The sequence below is a fragment of the uncultured Oceanicoccus sp. genome, assembly GCF_963968385.1.
Classification (GTDB): Bacteria; Pseudomonadota; Gammaproteobacteria; order Pseudomonadales; family Dasaniaceae; genus Oceanicoccus.
Map to the genome: position 1 here is coordinate 1 of NZ_CAXAHB010000036.1, position 19,755 is coordinate 19,755.

The window sequence follows — 19,755 nt, forward strand, 5'->3', positions numbered from 1 at the left end:
TAGGTTGGCGCCAAACGGATGTTTTTATCTTCCGGATCATTGCCATAAGGGAAGGTGGCTCCTGCCGGGGTTAGTTTTACACCGGCAGCAGCGGCTAGTGAAACAATCTCTTTAGCGAGACCGCGGCGGGCATCAAAGGAAATAAAGTAGCCACCTTCTGGCTCGGTCCAGCTACCCATATCGGTATCGCCCAGCTCGCTGCGCAGTGACGCTAGCACGGCTTCAAAGCGTGGCTGCATAATCGCGGCATGACGCTGCATATGTTCACTGAGTGTGGCGCGATCTTTAAGGAAAGCGACATGGCGTAGTTGGTTTACTTTATCTGGGCCAATCGAGGTAAAGCTAAAATGTTTTTTGAGTGTCGCCAGATTGGTCGGCGAGCTAGCCATAAACGCTACACCGGCACCGGCAAAGGTAACTTTGGAAGTGGAGCCAAAAATATAAACGCTGTCTTCGGTACCTTGCTGGCGGCAGTAATCCATCAGATTGGGCAACTCCGGTGCATGGTTTGTTAAGGTATGCACGGCATAGGCGTTATCCCAGAACACACGGAAGTTGGCGCCGGCGATATTTCCCAGCCCAGCGATACGTTGCACCACGGCATCGGAGTACACAATACCGGTGGGGTTGGAGAAGCGGGGCACGCACCAGATGCCTTTAATGCTGGCATCGGCTTTAACCAATAGCTCCACCTGATCCATATCCGGGCCATGCTCATCCATGGCCACCGGAATCAGTTCTACGCCCAGATGTTCGCACACCGAAAAATGCCGATCATAGCCCGGCACCGGTGCCAGAAACTTAACCTTTTGGCCCTCTTTTGCCCAGGCGCTATCAGCATCGTGAACGCCATGATGCATGGCTGTTTGTACACAAAAGTACATTAAGGCCAGACTGCCATTGCCGCCAATCATCACTTCTTCCGGCTTAACACCGACCATATCAGCGAATAAAGTTTTGGCTTGTGGAATACCATCCAGACCGCCGTAATTTCGCAGGTCGGTACCGGCGCTATCGCTATAGTGACCGTTTAAAATGCCGTCCAGTGCATTGGATAGGTCCAATTGTTCGCTACTGGGTTTGCCACGTGTAAGGTCAAGGCTTAAGCCTGCTTGCTGGATAGTTTGGTACTGCTTATTGAGGGTAGTTTCCCACTCGCGCAGTTGTTCCGGGGTTGCTTGATTGAGACGCAACGTGAAGCCCTCTTTTATCAATTGATCACTAATAAATAGTGCATATGCTAATGGTGGCGATTCACAGATCTGTGATGCCGTTTGTGCAGGTTGTGTAGTTCTGCGCGGGGATTATACCTGAATCCCGCATTGCATGGGTAGCAGTGCGGTACTATTTCTATCGCGTTAAATCTGTTTTTTGGCGACTTTTTTGGCGATATTGTGTATGGGGCGACGTTAGCCCTGATAATCTTTTTTCCATTGATTGTATTCGGCGATAATGCCGTCGACAGCATCTTTCTCAAAAGGTTTTAAGCCGCTAACCACCATATGCTTTTCACCATGCCCTATGATTTGACCATGGGCAATTAAATTAAACGCCAAACATATATTGCCGCGTTTGTCGTTGCAATCGAAGCGGGTTTTTTCTTGATCGAATTGCAGTTCTATCTCCACCAAATCAAAACGTTGAAGATTGATTAGCATACTTTGGTACATCACTAGTGGACGAGCGGGGTTAATCATCACGCCTTGTTGTTCCATTAATGGGATAAGAATATGCGGAAAGGCCTGTCCCGAAAACCTGACATAGCTCGATACCAGATTGTCGATCAAGGTAGCATTGGTCGATTTGTCGCCGCTTTGTTTGACCGTTAAATATTCTCTATCATTGCTGCCGTTAAGGGTGAGTAATGCACATTCCTCTGGCAGTAATAGCCTCACTTCATCCGTGACCATGCTAGAGAAGGTAAAGTGCATCTGTTTGGAAGCGCCATATTGCGCCAACACCATGGCAAATAATAAATCACCGGGCACGCAGAAGCGTTTCGAATCAAGATCGTGCAGAGGGTTAAAATCGCCGGCTATCTGTTTGGCAAAGTCGCTAGATTGTTGGCGGGTAAACGTTACCTGATCGTCGTCCTTGTTATAGTATTGGTCAATAAGCATTTTCGTGGGTGTCCCTATTAAACTCTGGGCTACAAGCTGCTGCTAAACAAGCTACTGCTAAAATAGTGCGCGCGATTCTAACAGTGTTGGTTAGTTTTAGCATCTAGTCTTGAGTTTAACTTTGACGGCTGTGTTAGGTTTTAGAATTCTATTTTAGACCTTTAGCTAGACTGCTTGGCTAGCTATTGATTGTTTTTGAAAGGGTAAAGCGAATCTGAGCTCAGGGTTGAGGATAAGTTGTCCACGTGAGTAGTGTTTTTTGTCTTAAGATTATCAATGCAATCGCCGTAAATATTGGCTAATAAATAACCAATTACGGCCTTTTTGCCTGCTTTTTTAGTCGATCCGCTTTTAACTTAAAGTAGCACTTTAAGTTAATACGCTATGGCTTTGTATTTATTATTCTTAGTGTTTCTGCCTTCTGCGACTTCCTAGTAGATGGCCGCAAGTTCCTGATTTTTTTACCGAAAATACCCGCCATTTGTCGTTTTTAGCCTTGATCAATATGAGGGGAGTCTCTATAGTTGCCAAAGTGGTAAAAAGTGTAAAAAAGTGCCTTTTTGTGGATATTTTCTTCAGTTAGGCAAAAGTAACGGCTAGCAAGTGGCAAACTATGTATCTCGGCAGTAATGCAATCAGTATGGACGCCAAGGGGCGTCTGGCGATTCCGGCGAAAGTTCGGGACACGTTGCTGTCTGATTGTGCCGGCCGGATTGTGGTGACTGCCCATACCGAAGAGCGTTGCTTGCTGGTCTACCCCGAGCAGCAGTGGCAGCAGCTACTCCCCAAAATTGAAAGCCTCCCCAATATCAATCGCAAGGCCGCCAAGATGCAGCGTGTGCTACTCGGCTATGCAACCAGTATCGAGATCGATGAGGCCAATGGCCGGATTCTATTGCCGCCCACCTTGCGTGAGTATGCCGGGTTAGAGAAAAAAATAATGCTTGTTGGTCAGGGTAAAAAGCTAGAGCTGTGGAGCGAACAAGAGTGGGCCAAATATTTAGAAGCTGCCGGGGACGACGATGCAATACCCCCGGAAGTGCTGTCACTGTCGTTATAGGTAATGAGTGAACATGCCACAGTCCTGCTGAATGAAGCCGTCGATGGTTTGATTACACGTACCGACGGTACTTATGTTGATGGCACCTTTGGTCGAGGCGGTCATAGCAAAGAGATTTTAAAGCGCCTTGATGATCAGGGTCATTTGCTGGCTGTTGATAAAGACCCGCAAGCGATTGCGACCGGCGAAGAGCTTGCTCGGCAGGATTTGCGCTTTCAAATTATGCAGGGCAGTTTTGCCGATACCAAAGCTGCCTTGGCAGATAAAGGCATAGAAAAAGTTGACGGCATTTTGCTTGATCTGGGGGTGTCATCACCGCAGCTCGATCAGTCGGAGCGCGGTTTTAGTTTTTTGCGCGATGGCCCGCTGGATATGCGGATGAATCCACAGGTGGGACAAAGTGCAGCTGAATGGTTGGCCGTGGCCGAGGCGAGTGAAATCGCCCGCGTATTAAAAGAGTTTGGTGAAGAGCGTTACGCCAAGCGTTTAGCCAATGCTGTCGTGACTGAGCGGGCAGTGTCGCCAATAACCACCACATTGCAGTTGGCAAAAGTTATCGCTGATGCACACCCGGCTTGGGAGAAAGGTAAAAATCCGGCCACTAAAACGTTTCAGGCGATGCGGATTTTTATCAATAACGAGCTGGGTGATTTAGAGCAATTTTTAGCGCAGTCGCTGGATATGTTGGAAACAGGTGGTCGGTTGGCCATTATCAGCTTCCACTCGCTAGAAGACAGAATGGTAAAACGCTTTATCAAGCGTCATGTGCGTGGCGATGATTTGCCCGCTGGTGTGCCGGTCACTGTTGACCAGCTTAATCGACGATTAAAGAGTGTTGGCAAAGCTGTTAGAGCCGGCACCACGGAGCTAGAAGCTAATGTGCGTTCAAGAAGCGCCATTATGCGGGTCGCTGAAAAAATTGCCTGAATGGGTATTTAATAATAAGAGATTGTCTGGAATGGTGCATGGCCATCGTTCAAGTCGCTGGACTGATAATAACTAATGATACTGGGTCGCGATAAGTACTAAAGATGATAGAGGGGAGGCTATTGTGAATGCTGCCACAAATGCAGAGCAAGCCAAATTGTTAGCGCTGAGTCTATTGGTTTTGTTATTGGTGGTGGCGTCGGCTTTAGGGGTGATTTACAGCTCCTATAAAAGTCGTCAGTTATTTAGTGCGTTGCAACAGCAAAACAGGCAGGCAGTGCGGTTGGAAGAAGATTGGGGGCGGTTGTTGTTGGAGCGGAGCACCTGGGCGTCCCATGCGCGTATAGAACGCTTGGCCAAGTCCGAGCTAACCATGGTAGTCCCTACACCCGAAGCAACTATTGTAGTAAGGCGATTACAGTAAGGCGATGATTGTGATGAGTAATAATGCTTAAGGTTGCACGACAATCAGTACCTGCATGGCGCTTTGTGCTAGTGGTTTTACTGCTCACATGTCTGGCGTCGCTATTAATTTGGCGCATGTTATCTTTGCAAGTATTGGATACCGAGCGCGGTCATGAATTTCTTCGTGGTCAGGGTGATGCTCGTACCGTTCGCACCGAGCATATTCCTGCTTATCGTGGCGTTATCTCCGATCGCAACGGCCAGCCTTTAGCGGTTAGTACGCCAGTCGCTTCGATTTGGATAAATCCAAAACATATTATCTCTGAGTCCGACCGCTGGGCTGAGTTGGCCGGCATGCTAAATATGTCCCGTCAACAACTCGAACAAAAAATCACTCAAAATAGCCGTCGAGGTTTTGTCTATCTGCGCCGTCATCTTTCGCCACAGCTTGCGGACCAGATTTTGGCCCTGCGTATTAAGGGTGTCAACGTACAGCGTGAATACAAACGTTATTACCCTGCCGGTGAAGTGGCTTCCCATATTGTTGGTTTTACTAATATTGACGATCAGGGTCAGGAAGGTTTGGAGTTGGCTTTTGACGGCTGGCTGAAAGGTGAGTCGGGCAGTAAGCGAGTGCTGAAAGATTTACACGGTAATGTGTTTCGCGATATTGGTCAGGGTGTATCCGCCAGCCCTGGCAAAGACTTAATGTTAAGTATTGATCTGCGTTTGCAGTATTTAGCCTACCGCGAATTAAAAGCGGCGATGCAGCGTGTTGATGCAAAATCCGGTTCAGTGGTTATGTTAGATAGCGAAACCGGTGAAGTATTGGCGATGGTCAACCAGCCATCCTTTAATCCTAATAATCGTCGTGCCTTAAAGCCGGCCAATATGCGCAACCGCGCCATGACCGATATGTTTGAGCCGGGTTCTACCGTTAAGCCATTGACGGTAGTGGCGGCATTGGAGTCTGGTCGTTATCAGCCGGATACCATTATCAATACTGATCCCGGTTATATCCGTGTAGGCAAGAAGACACTAGTGGATCCGGTTAATTACGGCGCTATTGATGTCACTGGGGTTTTAACCAAGTCCAGTCAGGTCGGTACCAGCAAAATTGCTCTAGACCTTGACGAACAATCAGTTTGGGAAGTCTTTAGTCGCTTTGGTTTGGGGGTAAGCACCGGCAGCAGCTTCCCTGGTGAAAGTGCTGGTCTATTACCCGGTCGGCCCAATTGGCGTGAGATAGAGCGGGTTAATTTTGCCTTCGGTTATGGCTTGGCGGTAACGCCATTACAATTGGCGCAAGCCTATGGCGTTTTTGCCAGTGGCGGGGTTTTTCGACCGGCTAGTTTGTTGCGTCAGGACCAGACAGCAGCAGGCCAGCAAATTATCAGTGAAAAAGTCGCTGGCCAGTTAATTACTATGCTGAAAACCGTAACCGGTGAGGACGGCACAGCAAAACAGGCACAGGTGGCATCCTATTCTGTTGCCGGAAAAACCGGCACCGTGCATAAAGTGAGTGACAAAGGCGGTTATGCCGACAACCGCTATATGGCTGTTTTTGCCGGTCTTGCTCCAGCGTCTAATCCTCGCATTGTTACGGTCGTTATGATCGATGAGCCTAATTTGGAAAAATATCACGGTGGTGAATCCGCGGCGCCGGTTTTCTCCAAGGTGGTTACCGATGCCCTGAGAATTTTGGATGTAACGCCGGATAAATCGCTGCCGGTTAATCGTTTGGTTAATGACAATACCAAACCGATCACAGGGAGGCGTAAATCGGTTTAATGATGACGGCAGTTGAACTTACACACCATAAGCAGTTAGGTGATTTGATCGAGATTAATGATCAGGCGCTGTCGGCTATTATGGTTTCAGGTATTGAACTGGACAGTCGGCAGATCACGGTTGGCGATGTATTTTTAGCCTGTATCGGTACTACGGTTGATGGTCGGGACTATATTGATCAAGCGATTGCCGCTGGTGCAGTGGCAGTATTAGCTGAGCAGGATGATCAATGGATCAGTGATTCCTATCGCAACGGCATACCCATAGTCGTCGTTGCAAATCTCGCGCAAAAAGTCAGTGGCATTGCCGGCGAATTTTTTGGTCACCCGTCACAGCAATTACCCGTATTGGCAGTTACCGGTACCAATGGCAAAACCAGTTGCACCCAGTTGTTGATGCAACTGCTTAATGCCATGAGTAAAAGCTGTGCCGTTATTGGCACCTTGGGAACTGGTACTGATGGCGTTTTAGAGCCTGGTATCAATACCACCCCCGATGCGGTGGCTATCCAAAAACTACTGGCGACTTGGCTGGCAGAAAACGTCTCAACAGTGGCGATGGAAGTGTCGTCTCATGGTTTAGAGCAGGGACGTATTCAGGCGCTGCAGTTTGAGTTGGCGCTATTTACCAACTTAAGTCGCGACCATCTCGATTATCACGGTTCCATGCAAGCCTATGCTGAAGCCAAGGCTCGGTTATTTAAACAGCCCGGCCTCAAACATGCGGTGATCAATATTGATGATAGTTTTTCTGAAACACTACTTAATATTATTGCCGATGATGTGGCAGTGATTCGTTACAGTGTTGATGCTGCAAGGGATGTCGCTAAGCGGATTGATGTTTGGGTAGAAAATATTTCCTATCACCCCGGGGGTATTAGTGCGCAACTGCATTCTCCGTGGGGTGAATTTGAGCTACATAGTCCGCTATTGGGCGATTTTAATTTAAGCAATGTGGTTGCCGCGGTGACCGGTTTGGGTGTGCTTGGTTACCCTGTTGCTGCTGTGATTGAAAGCCTGAAAACTTTAGACACTATTGCTGGCCGAATGGAAAAAATTTCTGCAGCAGCCGATATTAATGTCATATTGGATTATGCCCACACCCCCGATGCTTTAGAAAAAGCTTTAGTAGCCATACGCCAACATATTGATGGTGATGTCTGGTGTGTGTTTGGTTGTGGCGGTGATCGAGATCAGGGCAAACGCCCACAGATGGGTGAAATCGTGCAGCGTTATGCTGACCATGTTGTTGTCACCAGTGATAACCCCCGTCATGAACAGGCCAGCGATATTATTGATGAAATTCTCGGTGGTGTAGATCGTCCTACGCTGGTTGAAGAAGATCGTGCTATTGCCATTGAATTTGCCATTACTCATGCCAAAGCCGGTGATTGCGTATTGATTGCTGGCAAAGGCCATGAAGCTTATCAGCAGATCGGTGATAAACGCATTCCCTTTAGTGATATTAAGCAGGCGCGCTTGGCATTGGCTGGGCGGGCGGGGGTGAGCGAATGATGTCGACACTGTCTCTCTCTGCTATTGCGGCGCAAACCGGTGGTGAAGTTATTGAGGATGTGACATTTTCTCGCGTTTGCACCGATAGCCGTGGTGTTCAGGATGGCGATTTATTCGTGGCATTAAGCGGCGAAAACTTTAACGGCAACTTATTTGTTAATGATGCGGCTAACAGTGGTGCAGTGGCTGCTATTGTCAGCGATCCGGTGGATGCTTGCATACCCTGTTTGCAAGTTGAGGATTCTCGTCTGGCTCTGGGTTTAATCGCCAAAGCTAATCGCCAGCAATTTTTCGGCCCAGTCGTTGGCCTGACCGGCAGTGCCGGCAAAACATCGACCAAAGAAATGGTGGCCAGTATTTTGTCTGAAATGGGCAAAGTGTTGGCGACCGATGGCAATCTAAATAACGAAATTGGTGTGCCGCAAACTTTATTGCAACTTGAAGTTAGTCACGACTATGCCGTGGTGGAAATGGGCGCCGGCAAAAAGGGCGATATTGCCTATCTAATGCAGTTTGTTGAGCCAACTATTTCAATACTCACCAATGCTATGCCGGTACATATTGAAGGTTTCGGCAATCTTGAAGCGATTGCTAAAACCAAGGGCGAAATTTTTGCTGGTCTGGCTGAAGACGATACAGCCATTATTAATCTTGATGATCAATTCTATCAGCAATGGCGACAGCAAGCGGGCGCAGCATCAATAATCAGCTTTAGCAAAAATCAACCACAAGCAGATTTTTATGCCAGCGATATAACGTTGCTACCAGCAGGTTTAACTTCTTTCAACCTGCATTCGCCGATCGGCGATACCTCCATTAGCTTATCGGTTTTGGGCGAGCACAATGTTGTGAATGCGCTAGCTGCTGCCGCAGCCGCTATGGCAGCAGGCGCAGGGCTTGATGAAATCAAAAGCGGTCTGGAAAACGTTCAGCCTGTTAATGGTCGCCTCAAAGCCTTCTACCATAACGATCAAACCATTATTGATGATAGTTACAACGCCAGCCCCGGTTCAATGAAAGCGGCGATTGATGTGCTTGCCGGCTTCACCGGTGAGCGCTGTTTGATCATGGGCACCATGAGCGAATTAGGGGATATGGCCTTAAGTGGTCATCGCGAAGTGGCCGAGTACGCCAAAGCAAAAGGCATTGAACAATTAATCGTTGTTGGTGAGTACGCTGAGCTTGTTGCAGAAACTTTTGGCAAAGGTTGTCAGAGCTATAACGTAATGAGTGAGCTGTTGCCGCTAGTGAACAGCATAGAAGCAACAACCTTGCTAATTAAAGGTTCGCGCAGCGCGCGAATGGAGCGAGCGGTGCAAGCACTGCTGACAAATCATGGGAGACAACAGTAATGCTACTGTTATTGGCAGATTTTCTGTCCCAGTATATTAATGCGTTTCAAGTATTTCAGTACCTTACGTTCCGCGGCATTCTTGGTGTTATGACGGCTCTAGGTGTTTGTTTGGTGTTTGGCCCTACTATCATTCAGCGTTTGAACTATCATCAAATTGGTCAGGCTGTTCGCAACGATGGCCCTGAGTCACATCTGAGTAAATCGGGCACACCTACCATGGGTGGTGCGTTAATTTTGGTCTCTATTGTTCTCAGTACCTTATTGTGGGGTGACTTACAAAATGCCTATGTTTGGACAGTATTAATCGTCACCATTATTTTTGGTGCGGTTGGTTGGGTTGATGATTACCGCAAAGTGATTGAGAAAAACTCACGGGGCTTGCCGGCTGGTTGGAAATATTTTTGGCAATCGGTCGCTGGTTTGGGTGCGGCTATTTTCTTATATTCACAGGCAGCGACGCCAGCAGAAACGCAGTTATTTTTACCTTTTCTAAAAGATTTCGCTTTAGATTTGGGTGTATTTTATATCGTGTTCACTTACTTCGTGATTGTTGGCTCCAGCAATGCAGTCAACCTCACCGATGGTCTTGATGGTCTGGCAATTATGCCTACCGTGATGGTGGGTTCGGCACTGGGTATTATTGCTTATCTGGTCGGAAACATTTCCTTTTCCAATTACTTGTTTATTCCCTATATCGCCGGTAGTGGTGAGTTAGTCGTGTTTTGTGGTGCCATGGCCGGAGCCGGTTTAGGTTTCTTATGGTTTAACACTTACCCCGCGCAAATCTTTATGGGTGATGTCGGTGCTTTAGCCCTAGGTGCTGCTTTAGGTACGGTGGCAGTGATTATTCGCCATGAAATTGTATTTTTTATTATGGGCGGCATTTTTGTACTGGAAACCGTGTCCGTCATGTTACAGGTTGCCTCCTTTAAATTAACCGGCAAACGCATTTTTAGAATGGCACCCATTCACCATCATTTTGAATTAAAAGGTTGGCCAGAGCCGCGGGTAATTGTGCGGTTTTGGATTATTACTGTGATGTTAGTGCTGTTTGGTTTGGCGACATTAAAACTACGTTGATCATCAGGTCTAGGAAATAAACGTGCAACTGATCGCAACAGATAATAAACAGGTAGTTATAGGGCTCGGTGTTACCGGGCTTTCCTGTGCGCGTTATCTGGCGGCTAATAATAGATCTTTTTCAGTAGTAGACAGCCGCGATAACCCCCCAGGTCTGGCGGCATTCAAAACCGAATTTCCCGATATCACTTTAACACTGGGTGAAATCACTGAAGCCTCATTGGCTGATGCCGCCGAATTGGTGGTAAGCCCCGGAGTTGCTATTGATGAGCCGGCTATTATTAAAGCGGTAGAAAAGGGTGCGCAGATTTGTGGTGATATCGATTTGTTTTGTCAGGCAGTTGATGTGCCAGTGATTGCTATCACCGGCTCAAATGGCAAATCGACAGTGACGACTTTGGTTGGTGAAATGATCAGTCGCTCCGGTAAAAAGGTAGCCGTGGGCGGTAATATCGGCACACCAGCACTGGATTTATTAGCCCAAGAAAGTCCGGATATCTATGTGCTGGAATTATCCAGCTTTCAGCTGGAGCGATCAGAAAACTTATCTGTCGATGTGGCCACGGTATTGAATGTCAGTGCCGACCATATGGATCGCTATAAAAACCTGCTCGAATACCATCAAGCCAAACATCGGATTTTTCGAGGCTGCAAAAAGGTGGTGATAAACCGCACTGATCCGTTATCAAGACCGCTACTGGCAGAGAAGGTAGAGGTATTTACCTTTGGTTTAAACGATTCAGATATCAATGGTTTTGGTTTGCTCAATGATGGCGGGGTTGAAAGCCTGGCCTATCAATTTAAGCCACTGATGCCAGTGTCTGAGCTAAAACTGGTTGGGCGGCACAATATAGAAAATGCTTTGGCGGCGATGGCGTTATGCCGTGCGGTCGGTGTTGAGCTGGAACCTATGCTTGATGTATTACGAGAGTTTTGCGGTTTGCAGCATCGCTGCCAATATGCCGGTGAATACCAAGGTGTACGCTTTTATAACGATTCAAAAGGCACCAATGTTGGTGCGGCTATCGCCTCGATTAACGGCCTTAAAGATAGCGCCAATAATATTATTTTAATTGCCGGTGGCGATGCCAAAGCGGCAGACTTTACGCCGTTATTGCCAGTTTTAAAAAATCTAGTCAGCACCATGGTGGTTATTGGCAATGCTGCCAAAACCCTAAGTGATTTGTTTAGTGAAACCTTGAATGTGGTTATGGCGCAGTCCATGGAAGAGGCTGTTGCCAGTGCTGCTGCAATCGCTAGTGATGGTGATGTGGTATTGCTGTCACCGGCCTGCGCCAGTTTCGATATGTTTGATAACTACCAGCATCGGGGTGAGGTATTTGTCGCCGCGGTACAACGGTTAGTCACAGAGGGAGCTAGCTGATGGGTGCGATAACGCTCAACACTAAGCCTGGCGGCTCACTGTTAGAAGTCATGGCTAAGCCTTTATCGTTAATTAATTTTGCCACAGAAAAAACCAATCGTTTGGATATGGTTCTGGCTTTATTTTCGTTGGCGTTGATTGTCATTGGCTTTATCGCCATGAGTTCCGCCTCTATTGAGTTTGCAGCAGAAAAATATGGCAATCCATTTTTTCATAGCTACCGCTATTTGTTCCATTTAAGTATTGGCGTAGTGGGGGGCTTGATTGTTTATCGTATTCCAATGTCTTTTTGGCAGCGTACCGGTTGGTTTTGGTTGTTGGTTGGTTTTGGCCTGTTGTTATTGGTTTTGATTCCTGGTGTTGGTCGAGAAGTCAATGGCAGTCGTCGTTGGTTGGCGCTTGGCCCATTAACTTTACAGTGTTCCGAGATCGTCAAGGTTTGTGTGATTTTATATTTGGCCGGTTATCTAGTGCGTCGACAAGATGAAGTTAGAGAAGAGTGGAAAGGTTTTATAAAACCGATGGCGGTTCTATTTCTTGTCACCCTATTGCTGATGTTAGAGCCGGACTTTGGTGCCACCGTAGTCACTTTGGGTACGGCTTTCGGTATGATTTTCTTAGCTGGTGTTCGCTTGTGGCAATTTATTTTAGTAATTTTGGCGGCTTTGGCAGCCTTGGCTTTATTGGTGCTAAGCGAGCCTTATCGAATGAAGCGTTTAACAGCCTATACCGATCCATGGGCAGATCAGTTCAATACCGGCTATCAACTAACCCAGTCGCTGATTGCTTTTGGTCGCGGTGAATGGTTTGGCGTTGGTTTGGGAAATAGTATTCAAAAACTGTTTTATTTGCCGGAATCTCATACGGATTTTGTTTTCGCTATTTATGCCGAAGAGTTTGGCTTTGTCGGTGCCGTATTATTAATTGCCCTATTCTGTGGCTTGGTTACTAGAATCCTGCAAATTGGTCGCAAGGCAGAAAAACAACAACAGACATTTAGCGCCTTTGTTGCTTACGGCATTGCGCTGATGCTGAGTGGTCAGGTGTTTATCAATATCGGGGTAAATACCGGTTTATTACCGACCAAGGGTTTGACCCTGCCATTTCTAAGCTATGGCGGTAGTAGTTTGATGGTGTGTTGTGCGCTATTGGCGATGGTGCTGCGAATCAATAATGAAGTGGCTCTCTCTTTGGCGGGTGGCGCGAAAAAAATTACTAGTAAAAATAAGCCAAGAAGACTGAATAAGCGGGGGGACCATAATGACTGAATCATTACCTCGCTCGGTATTAATTATGGCTGGCGGCACTGGTGGGCACGTTTTTCCGGCACTGGCGGCAGCGGCTTGTTTGCGTCAAAAAGGGATTAATGTGGAGTGGCTGGGAACGCATAAGGGTATAGAGGCGCATTTGGTTCCCAATGCCAATATCCCTATTCATTTTATTAAGGTTTCAGGGCTGCGCGGCAAAAATATACTCAGCATTATTCAGTCTTTACTACAGTTGGTGGCTGCAGTGTTAGCTGCGATTAAAGTCATCGTAAAACTAAAGCCGGTTTGTGTGTTAGGTATGGGTGGTTTTGTTTCAGGTCCGGGTGGTTTGGCGGCATGGTTAATGCGACGGCCATTGGTTATTCATGAACAAAATGCAATAGCGGGTACCACCAATAAAGCGCTGGCGAAAATTGCGACAACAGTCTTGCTAGGTTATCCGATTAATTTAGGTGGTACTAAGGCACGGCATATTGGCAATCCTGTTAGAGAGGAAATTGCCAGATTACCGGTGCCAGAAATTGTGGGGGCCAACAAGTCAGGAAGGTTGCGCTTATTAGTGCTGGGCGGAAGTTTGGGGGCCAAGCCGATTAATGAAATATTGTTAGCAACTTTGCAGGCTATGGCAGTCGAGCAGCGTCCACAGATATGGCATCAAACTGGTCGGGCCCATTGCGACAATGTAGTGGCTTCTTATCAACACCATAATATTGAAGTTAAAGCCGAAGCCTTTATTGAAGATATGGCAGCGGCATATGCTTGGGCGGATCTAGTTTTATGTCGCGCTGGTGCGTTAACCGTTGCGGAATTAGCCGCTGCCGGAGTTGCTTCTATATTGGTGCCACTGCCTCATGCTATTGATGACCATCAAAGGGCGAATGCTCGTTGGTTGGCTGATAATAATGCAGGGATGTTAATCGAACAGTCAGCCCTAACCGCTGAAGCTTTAGCGAGTTTACTCATCTCTCTAAATGATGACACCGATAAAGTGTTAGCAATGTCTATTGCCGCTAAAAAATTAGCCAAAGTCGATGCGGCAGAGCAAGTTGCCAATAGTTGTTTGGAGGTGGTCAATGGTTGATAGCGCCACTAACAACAGTTTTGTCATTCCTGAAATGCGACGTATTAAAAAAATCCACTTTGTCGGTGTTGGTGGTGCAGGTATGTGTGGCATCGCTGAAGTCTTGTTAAATATGGGCTATCAAATTTCCGGTTCGGATATTCAGGCTTCAAAAAATACCGCACGTTTAGAGAGTATGGGTGTCACCATCTTTATTGGTCATGCCGAGCATAATATTGCCGGTGTTGATGTGGTGGTGACTTCCACAGCGGTGCAGGGCGACAACCCCGAGGTTACCAGTGCAATGGCTGCTCGTACTCCGATTGTGCCACGTGCAGAAATGTTGGCTGAGTTAATGCGTTACCGCCATGGTATAGCGGTGGCTGGCACCCATGGCAAAACCACAACAACCAGCTTAATTGCCTCTGTCTTTGCCGAGGCAGGGCTTGATCCCACTTTTGTTATTGGCGGTTTGTTAAATAGTGCCGGCACCAATGCCCGTTTAGGCGAAAGCCGTATTCTGGTTGCTGAGGCCGATGAAAGTGATGCCTCCTTCCTTCATTTACAGCCTATGGTTTCAGTGGTGACCAATATCGAAGCCGATCATATGGCTACCTATGGCGGTGATTTTAATCAACTGAAAAAAACCTTTATCGAATTTTTACATAACCTGCCGTTTTATGGCATGGCGGTGCTGTGTGTTGATGATGATGTGATTAGAGAGCTATTGCCTTCGGTTGGCCGTTCAATGTTGACTTATGGTTTTAGTAAAGACGCCGATTTCTCAATTAGCAATCTGAACAAGCAAAGTTTGTCGACCTCATTTACTGTCTCCCGCCCCGGTAACTTAAGCGCGATTAATGTAACCATAAATATGCCGGGTGATCACAATGTCTTAAATGCCACCGCTGCTATCGCGGTGGCGACTGATGAAGGTATTGATGATACTGCCATTCAAAAAGGTTTAGAGAAATTTCAGGGTGTGGGTCGTCGTTTTCAAGTTTATGGCGAATATAAAATCGATGGCGGTACCGCGTTACTAGTCGATGACTATGGTCATCATCCCACTGAGGTTGAGGCGACCATTGCCGCAGCTCGTCAGGCATGGCCCGATCGTCGTTTATTGATGGTATATCAGCCGCATCGTTATAGCCGCACCAAAGATTTATATGAAGATTTTGTACGCGTGTTATCGACGGTGGATAGCTTGATGCTATTGGAAGTGTATTCCGCTGGCGAAGATGTTATTGCCGGTGCAGATGGTCGCAGTTTAAGCGGTAGTATTCGTAATCGCGGTCAAGTTGATCCGGTGTTTGTAGAAGATCGTGCCAGTGTGGCAAAGATACTAAAAAATATTATGCAGCCGGGCGATGTCGTTCTCACTCAGGGTGCAGGTAATGTCGGTGCCATTGCGGCTGAGCTAGCGGCTGGAAAATTAGGTGGTGAGCAATGACTAATGTGATCGACCTGCAAGATCAATTACAAACGTCGGTGGCCGTTTTGTTGGGCGGGCATTCGGCTGAGCGAGACATTTCTTTACAAAGTGGCCAAGCTATTTTGGCGGCATTGCAGGCACAAAATATCCCAGTTGAGGCTATTGATAGCCGGGATACCGATTGGCTGGAGAGAATCGCTAATCATCATCGCCATGTCTTTATCGCACTACATGGTGGTGATGGTGAAGATGGCACCCTACAAGGTGAGTTAGAGGATTTGGGTGTTAGCTACACCGGCAGTGGTGTTACGGCGTCTGCTTGGGCTATGGATAAAGTGCGCTGCAAATATCTTTGGCAGGATATGGGTTTACCTACGCCACCTTTTGCTGAAATCAATGACGAAAGTGATTTGGTTAAGGTTATTCAGCAGTTTGGCCGAGTGATTGTTAAGCCCTCCAGTGAGGGTTCCAGTATTGGTATGACCATCGCTTCCACTGCTGAAGAGTTATCCGCTGCCTATATGGCCGCCAGAGAATATGGTGATTCTGTAATGGTTGAACAGTGGGTGCAAGGCGCTGAATTTACCGTAGCAATTTTAGGCGAACAAACTTTGCCAGCGATTCGTTTGGAAACCGATCATCGCTTTTATGATTACGATGCCAAATATATTGCCGAAGACACCCGTTATATCTGTCCCTGTGGTTTGAATGAAAAACTTGAGCAGCAGTTACAGCAGTTAGCGTTGGCAGCATTTACTAGTATCGGCTGTACCGGTTGGGGGCGTGTCGATGTGATGCAAGATGAACAAGGCAATTTTCAATTATTGGAAGTGAATACCGTTCCCGGTATGACCAGTCACAGCTTGGTGCCGATGGCGGCAAAAGCAGCGGGTTTGAGTTTTCAACAGTTAGTGGCTGAAATTTTAAGTTTGAGTTTAAACAAGTAAAACATTATGGCGCTATTTAAAACAAAACCGAGCAGCGATAAGAGGCCTAAGGCAAGAGGTGCAAGTAGACGCCAAGCCAAGCCTTCCCGCGCTATTGACTGGAAAAAATTCCAGCAATGGGTTTTTGCTCTGATGGTAGTAGCGGTTCTTGTTGGTATTTATCGCGGCGCTGAGATGCTGTTGTCACAATCAGTGACTCGTGTAGTGGTTAACGGTGAGTTTATTCAGGTGGATAAGCGCGATATTGAAGCAGAGGTTAAACCTTTTCTAGGTAGCGGTTTTGTGACACTCGATTTAGCCGGCATTCGTGAAAAGTTAGAGCTACAACCTTGGGTGTACAACGCCACGGTAGCAAGACGCTGGCCCGATGAGATTGTTATTACGGTAATAGAGCAAACACCAATTGCCTACTGGGGAGAGCGCGGTTTTTTAAATTTTCGTGGTGAGTTATTCCAGCCATCGAAAAGCATTGAACTGCCACAGGTTTTGCCAAAGCTACATGGCCCAGACAATAGCTTGGATAACGTCATGAGTCATTTTAGTCAGCTCAATAAAGCATTGGCTGACCATGGTATGGCGCTGACAGCTTTGCGATTGGATGATCGCGGTAATTGGTCTGGCCGATTAAATGGCGATATCAATATTGTTTTAGGTCGTGATGAGGTGATGGAAAAAATACAACGTTTGCTGGTGGCTTACCAACAAGGCTTATCAGAAAACTTTCACAACATCGCCAAGATTGATCTGCGCTATAACAATGGCTTTGCCGTTGCATGGCGTTCAAAGCATTCAAAGCGAGTTTGATTTTGTGATGATAAAACAGCGATTAACAATGAACAGGCATAAGGGGAGTGTTAGCTAATGAGCGGCACAGCAGGCAATAAAATGATTGTCGGTCTTGATATTGGTACTTCAAAAGTAGTGGCTATCGTTGCTGCCATTACCGATGAAGGCCTATTGGAGATCGTGGGTATCGGCTCTCATCCTTCGCGCGGTTTAAAGAAGGGCGTGGTGGTTAATATCGAGTCCACGGTGCAATCGATTCAACGCGCCATAGAAGAGGCAGAGTTGATGGCCGGCTGTCAAATTCACTCTGTCTATGCCGGCATTGCGGGTAACCATATCCGCAGTTTGAACTCCCACGGTATCGTTGCTATCAGAGATCGCGAAGTTTATCCGCTAGATTTGGAGCGGGTCATTGACGCTGCGCAAGCGGTTGCCATCCCCGCGGATCAAAAAGTGTTACATATTTTGCCGCAGGAATATGTCATCGATACCCAGGAAGGGATTAAAGAACCTCTGGGTATGTCCGGTGTGCGTTTGGAGGCCAAGGTACATCTGGTTACCTGTGCAGTTAATGCCGCTCAAAATATTGAAAAGTGCATTCGTCGTTGTGGTCTTGAAGTTGAAGATATTATTTTAGAGCAGTTGGCTTCCAGCTATGCCGTACTAACCGACGATGAGCGCGAGCTAGGTGTTTGTCTGGTGGATATTGGTGGTGGTACCACCGATATTGCCATCTTTACTGAAGGTGCTATTCGCCATACCGGTGTTATTCCCATTGCTGGCGATCAGGTCACTAACGATATTGCAATGGCGCTGAGAACGCCCACGCAAAATGCTGATGAAATCAAAATTAAATATGCCTGTGCTTTAACGCAGTTGGCCGGTGCAGAAGAAACCATCAAAGTTCCCAGCGTTGGCGAGCGTCCACCTAGAGATCTATCACGGCAAGCGCTTGCTGAAGTCGTTGAGCCGCGTTATGAGGAGCTATTTACCTTGGTTCAAGCTGAGCTACGTCGTAGTGGTTACGAAGATATGATTGCCGCGGGTATTGTGCTGACAGGTGGTACTTCAAAAATGGAAGGTGTTGTTGAGTTAGCAGAAGAAATTTTCCATACGCCAGTCAGAATTGGTACGCCACAAGATATAGAAGGCTTAAAAGATATTGTTCGCAATCCCATTTATTCGACCGGTGTAGGCCTATTGCAATATGGATTAAAGCAACAAAACGGCGGCGAGATCAAAATGTCGAAGGCACAACAAACAACCAGTGTATTTAGCCGGGCTAAAGACTGGTTTCAAAATAATTTTTAGAGCTGTAACTGTACAAGTCATTTTTTATTAAAAGTAAGACTGCTGCTGTTGATTTTGTCGACAGCAGTATAAAAACTAAAAGGGGAGAAAACCTATGTTCGAGCTAGTTGATAACGTTCCACAAAATGCGGTTATAAAGGTGGTCGGTGTGGGTGGCGGTGGCGGTAATGCCGTTAAACATATGATTGCCAATGACGTAGAAGGCGTAGACTTTATTTGCGCTAACACCGACGCTCAGGCGTTAACCGATATCGAAACCACCACAGTATTGCAGTTAGGTAGCAATATCACAAAAGGCTTAGGGGCTGGTGCTAATCCAGACGTCGGTCGTCAGGCCGCGCTTGAAGACCGTGATCGTATTGCAGAAGCTTTGCAGGGCGCTGATATGGTTTTCATTACTGCCGGTATGGGCGGTGGCACTGGTACCGGTGCGGCGCCAGTTGTTGCTGAAGTGGCTAAAGATTTAGGCATTTTGACAGTGGCTGTAGTTACGCGCCCATTTTCTTTTGAGGGTAAAAAGCGTGGCGTCATTGCTGATGGCGGGATGAAAGAACTACAACAGCATGTTGATTCTTTGATCACCATTCCAAATGAAAAGTTACTGGATGTGTTAGGTAAGAGCGCCAGTTTGCTGGATGCGTTTAAAACCGCCAATGATGTTTTATTGGGTGCCGTACAAGGTATTGCCGATCTAATTATCCGTCCGGGCATGATCAATGTGGATTTCGCTGATGTGCGTACCGTGATGTCAGAAATGGGTATGGCGATGATGGGTACCGGTCGTGCGCAAGGCGAGAATCGTGCGCGTGAGGCGGCGGAAGCGGCGATTCGCAGTCCATTGCTGGATGATATTAATCTTCAGGGTGCGCGCGGTATTCTGGTCAATATCACGGCCGGTCTTGATTTGTCTCTGGGTGAGTTCTCAGAGGTCGGTGACACCGTTGAAGAATTTGCCTCAGAAAATGCCACGGTGGTTGTGGGAACTGTTATCGACCCCGAGATGTCAGAGGAGTTGCGTGTGACAGTTGTCGCGACTGGTTTGGGTGGCGAAATGGCCGAAACGCCGTTAAAAGTGGTTGAGAATAAGGCGGCTGATGCTAACAACCCAGACTACCGTGTGTTGGATCGTCCAACGGTTATGCGTAATAACTCACAACAGGCAGTGGCTAGTGAAGCGGTGGCTGCAGTGGCTCAAAAAGATATGGAATACCTTGATATTCCTGCCTTTTTACGCAGACAGGCGGACTAAAGTGGCTTAACTAATCAGCTGAACAAGGCCGCTTTATTCGTAATTTAGCTGTAATTTAGCTGTA

At 47.1% G+C, this 19,755-nt stretch carries 17 protein-coding genes; 15 read left to right on the forward strand and 2 right to left on the reverse strand.

Features of this window, described 5'->3' with window-relative positions; translation table 11 throughout:
* Together AACP44_RS05395 and AACP44_RS05400 are read right to left on the reverse strand one after the other, a co-directional pair.
* The coding region (locus tag AACP44_RS05395) for an aminotransferase class I/II-fold pyridoxal phosphate-dependent enzyme (RefSeq protein ID WP_339339457.1) at positions 1 to 1,193 on the reverse strand (1,193 nt) is incomplete at its 3' end.
* A gap of 216 nt (positions 1,194 to 1,409) precedes the next feature.
* Positions 1,410 to 2,120 carry a DUF3581 family protein gene (locus AACP44_RS05400; RefSeq protein ID WP_339339458.1) on the reverse strand — a complete coding sequence of 237 codons (711 nt, stop codon included), beginning with the start codon at positions 2,118 to 2,120 and terminating at the stop codon, positions 1,410 to 1,412.
* A 613-nt stretch (positions 2,121 to 2,733) separates the two neighbouring features.
* Here AACP44_RS05400 and mraZ point away from each other — a divergent pair.
* The 15 genes from mraZ (at position 2,734) to ftsZ (ending at position 19,691) form a co-directional block, all read left to right on the forward strand.
* Positions 2,734 to 3,180: a division/cell wall cluster transcriptional repressor MraZ gene (mraZ, locus tag AACP44_RS05405; protein ID WP_339339459.1), complete on the forward strand. Its 447-nt coding sequence runs from the start codon at positions 2,734 to 2,736 to the stop codon at positions 3,178 to 3,180.
* 3 nt (positions 3,181 to 3,183) lie between these two features.
* Positions 3,184 to 4,107, forward strand: a complete 924-nt coding sequence (gene rsmH, locus AACP44_RS05410; RefSeq protein WP_339339460.1) for a 16S rRNA (cytosine(1402)-N(4))-methyltransferase RsmH — start codon at positions 3,184 to 3,186, stop codon at positions 4,105 to 4,107.
* Positions 4,108 to 4,231: 124 nt separating this feature from the next.
* Positions 4,232 to 4,531, forward strand: coding sequence for a cell division protein FtsL (gene ftsL / locus AACP44_RS05415; RefSeq protein WP_339339461.1), 300 nt, complete (start codon positions 4,232 to 4,234; stop codon positions 4,529 to 4,531).
* 23 nt (positions 4,532 to 4,554) lie between these two features.
* Positions 4,555 to 6,303, forward strand: coding sequence for a penicillin-binding transpeptidase domain-containing protein (locus tag AACP44_RS05420; protein WP_339339462.1), 1,749 nt, complete (start codon positions 4,555 to 4,557; stop codon positions 6,301 to 6,303).
* Positions 6,303 to 7,817 carry a UDP-N-acetylmuramoyl-L-alanyl-D-glutamate--2,6-diaminopimelate ligase gene (locus tag AACP44_RS05425; protein ID WP_339339463.1) on the forward strand — a complete coding sequence of 505 codons (1,515 nt, stop codon included), beginning with the start codon at positions 6,303 to 6,305 and terminating at the stop codon, positions 7,815 to 7,817. The genes AACP44_RS05420 and AACP44_RS05425 overlap by 1 nt, the downstream gene beginning before the upstream one ends.
* The gene (gene murF, locus AACP44_RS05430; RefSeq protein ID WP_339339464.1) at positions 7,817 to 9,169 is read left to right on the forward strand and encodes a UDP-N-acetylmuramoyl-tripeptide--D-alanyl-D-alanine ligase; all 1,353 of its coding nucleotides are present in this window, start codon (positions 7,817 to 7,819) and stop codon (positions 9,167 to 9,169) included. Before AACP44_RS05425 ends, murF begins: the two co-directional genes overlap by 1 nt.
* The gene (mraY, locus tag AACP44_RS05435; RefSeq protein ID WP_339339465.1) at positions 9,169 to 10,251 is read left to right on the forward strand and encodes a phospho-N-acetylmuramoyl-pentapeptide-transferase; all 1,083 of its coding nucleotides are present in this window, start codon (positions 9,169 to 9,171) and stop codon (positions 10,249 to 10,251) included. Before murF ends, mraY begins: the two co-directional genes overlap by 1 nt.
* A gap of 22 nt (positions 10,252 to 10,273) precedes the next feature.
* Positions 10,274 to 11,635 (forward strand): UDP-N-acetylmuramoyl-L-alanine--D-glutamate ligase, encoded by a 1,362-nt coding sequence (murD, locus tag AACP44_RS05440; RefSeq protein WP_339339466.1) that lies wholly within the window; start codon positions 10,274 to 10,276, stop codon positions 11,633 to 11,635.
* Positions 11,635 to 12,903 carry a putative lipid II flippase FtsW gene (ftsW, locus tag AACP44_RS05445; protein ID WP_339339467.1) on the forward strand — a complete coding sequence of 423 codons (1,269 nt, stop codon included), beginning with the start codon at positions 11,635 to 11,637 and terminating at the stop codon, positions 12,901 to 12,903. Before murD ends, ftsW begins: the two co-directional genes overlap by 1 nt.
* On the forward strand, positions 12,896 to 13,984 hold the full coding sequence (murG, locus tag AACP44_RS05450) for an undecaprenyldiphospho-muramoylpentapeptide beta-N-acetylglucosaminyltransferase (RefSeq protein ID WP_339339468.1): 1,089 nt from the start codon (positions 12,896 to 12,898) through the stop codon (positions 13,982 to 13,984). Before ftsW ends, murG begins: the two co-directional genes overlap by 8 nt.
* Positions 13,977 to 15,416, forward strand: coding sequence for a UDP-N-acetylmuramate--L-alanine ligase (gene murC / locus AACP44_RS05455; protein ID WP_339339469.1), 1,440 nt, complete (start codon positions 13,977 to 13,979; stop codon positions 15,414 to 15,416). The genes murG and murC overlap by 8 nt, the downstream gene beginning before the upstream one ends.
* On the forward strand, positions 15,413 to 16,345 hold the full coding sequence (locus AACP44_RS05460) for a D-alanine--D-alanine ligase (protein WP_339339470.1): 933 nt from the start codon (positions 15,413 to 15,415) through the stop codon (positions 16,343 to 16,345). Before murC ends, AACP44_RS05460 begins: the two co-directional genes overlap by 4 nt.
* Positions 16,346 to 16,351: 6 nt before the next feature.
* Positions 16,352 to 17,149: a cell division protein FtsQ/DivIB gene (locus AACP44_RS05465; protein WP_339339471.1), complete on the forward strand. Its 798-nt coding sequence runs from the start codon at positions 16,352 to 16,354 to the stop codon at positions 17,147 to 17,149.
* 57 nt (positions 17,150 to 17,206) lie between these two features.
* Positions 17,207 to 18,442 (forward strand): cell division protein FtsA, encoded by a 1,236-nt coding sequence (gene ftsA / locus AACP44_RS05470; RefSeq protein WP_339339472.1) that lies wholly within the window; start codon positions 17,207 to 17,209, stop codon positions 18,440 to 18,442.
* A 94-nt stretch (positions 18,443 to 18,536) separates the two neighbouring features.
* Positions 18,537 to 19,691, forward strand: a complete 1,155-nt coding sequence (gene ftsZ, locus AACP44_RS05475; RefSeq protein ID WP_339339473.1) for a cell division protein FtsZ — start codon at positions 18,537 to 18,539, stop codon at positions 19,689 to 19,691.
* Positions 19,692 to 19,755: the final 64 nt, after the last annotated feature.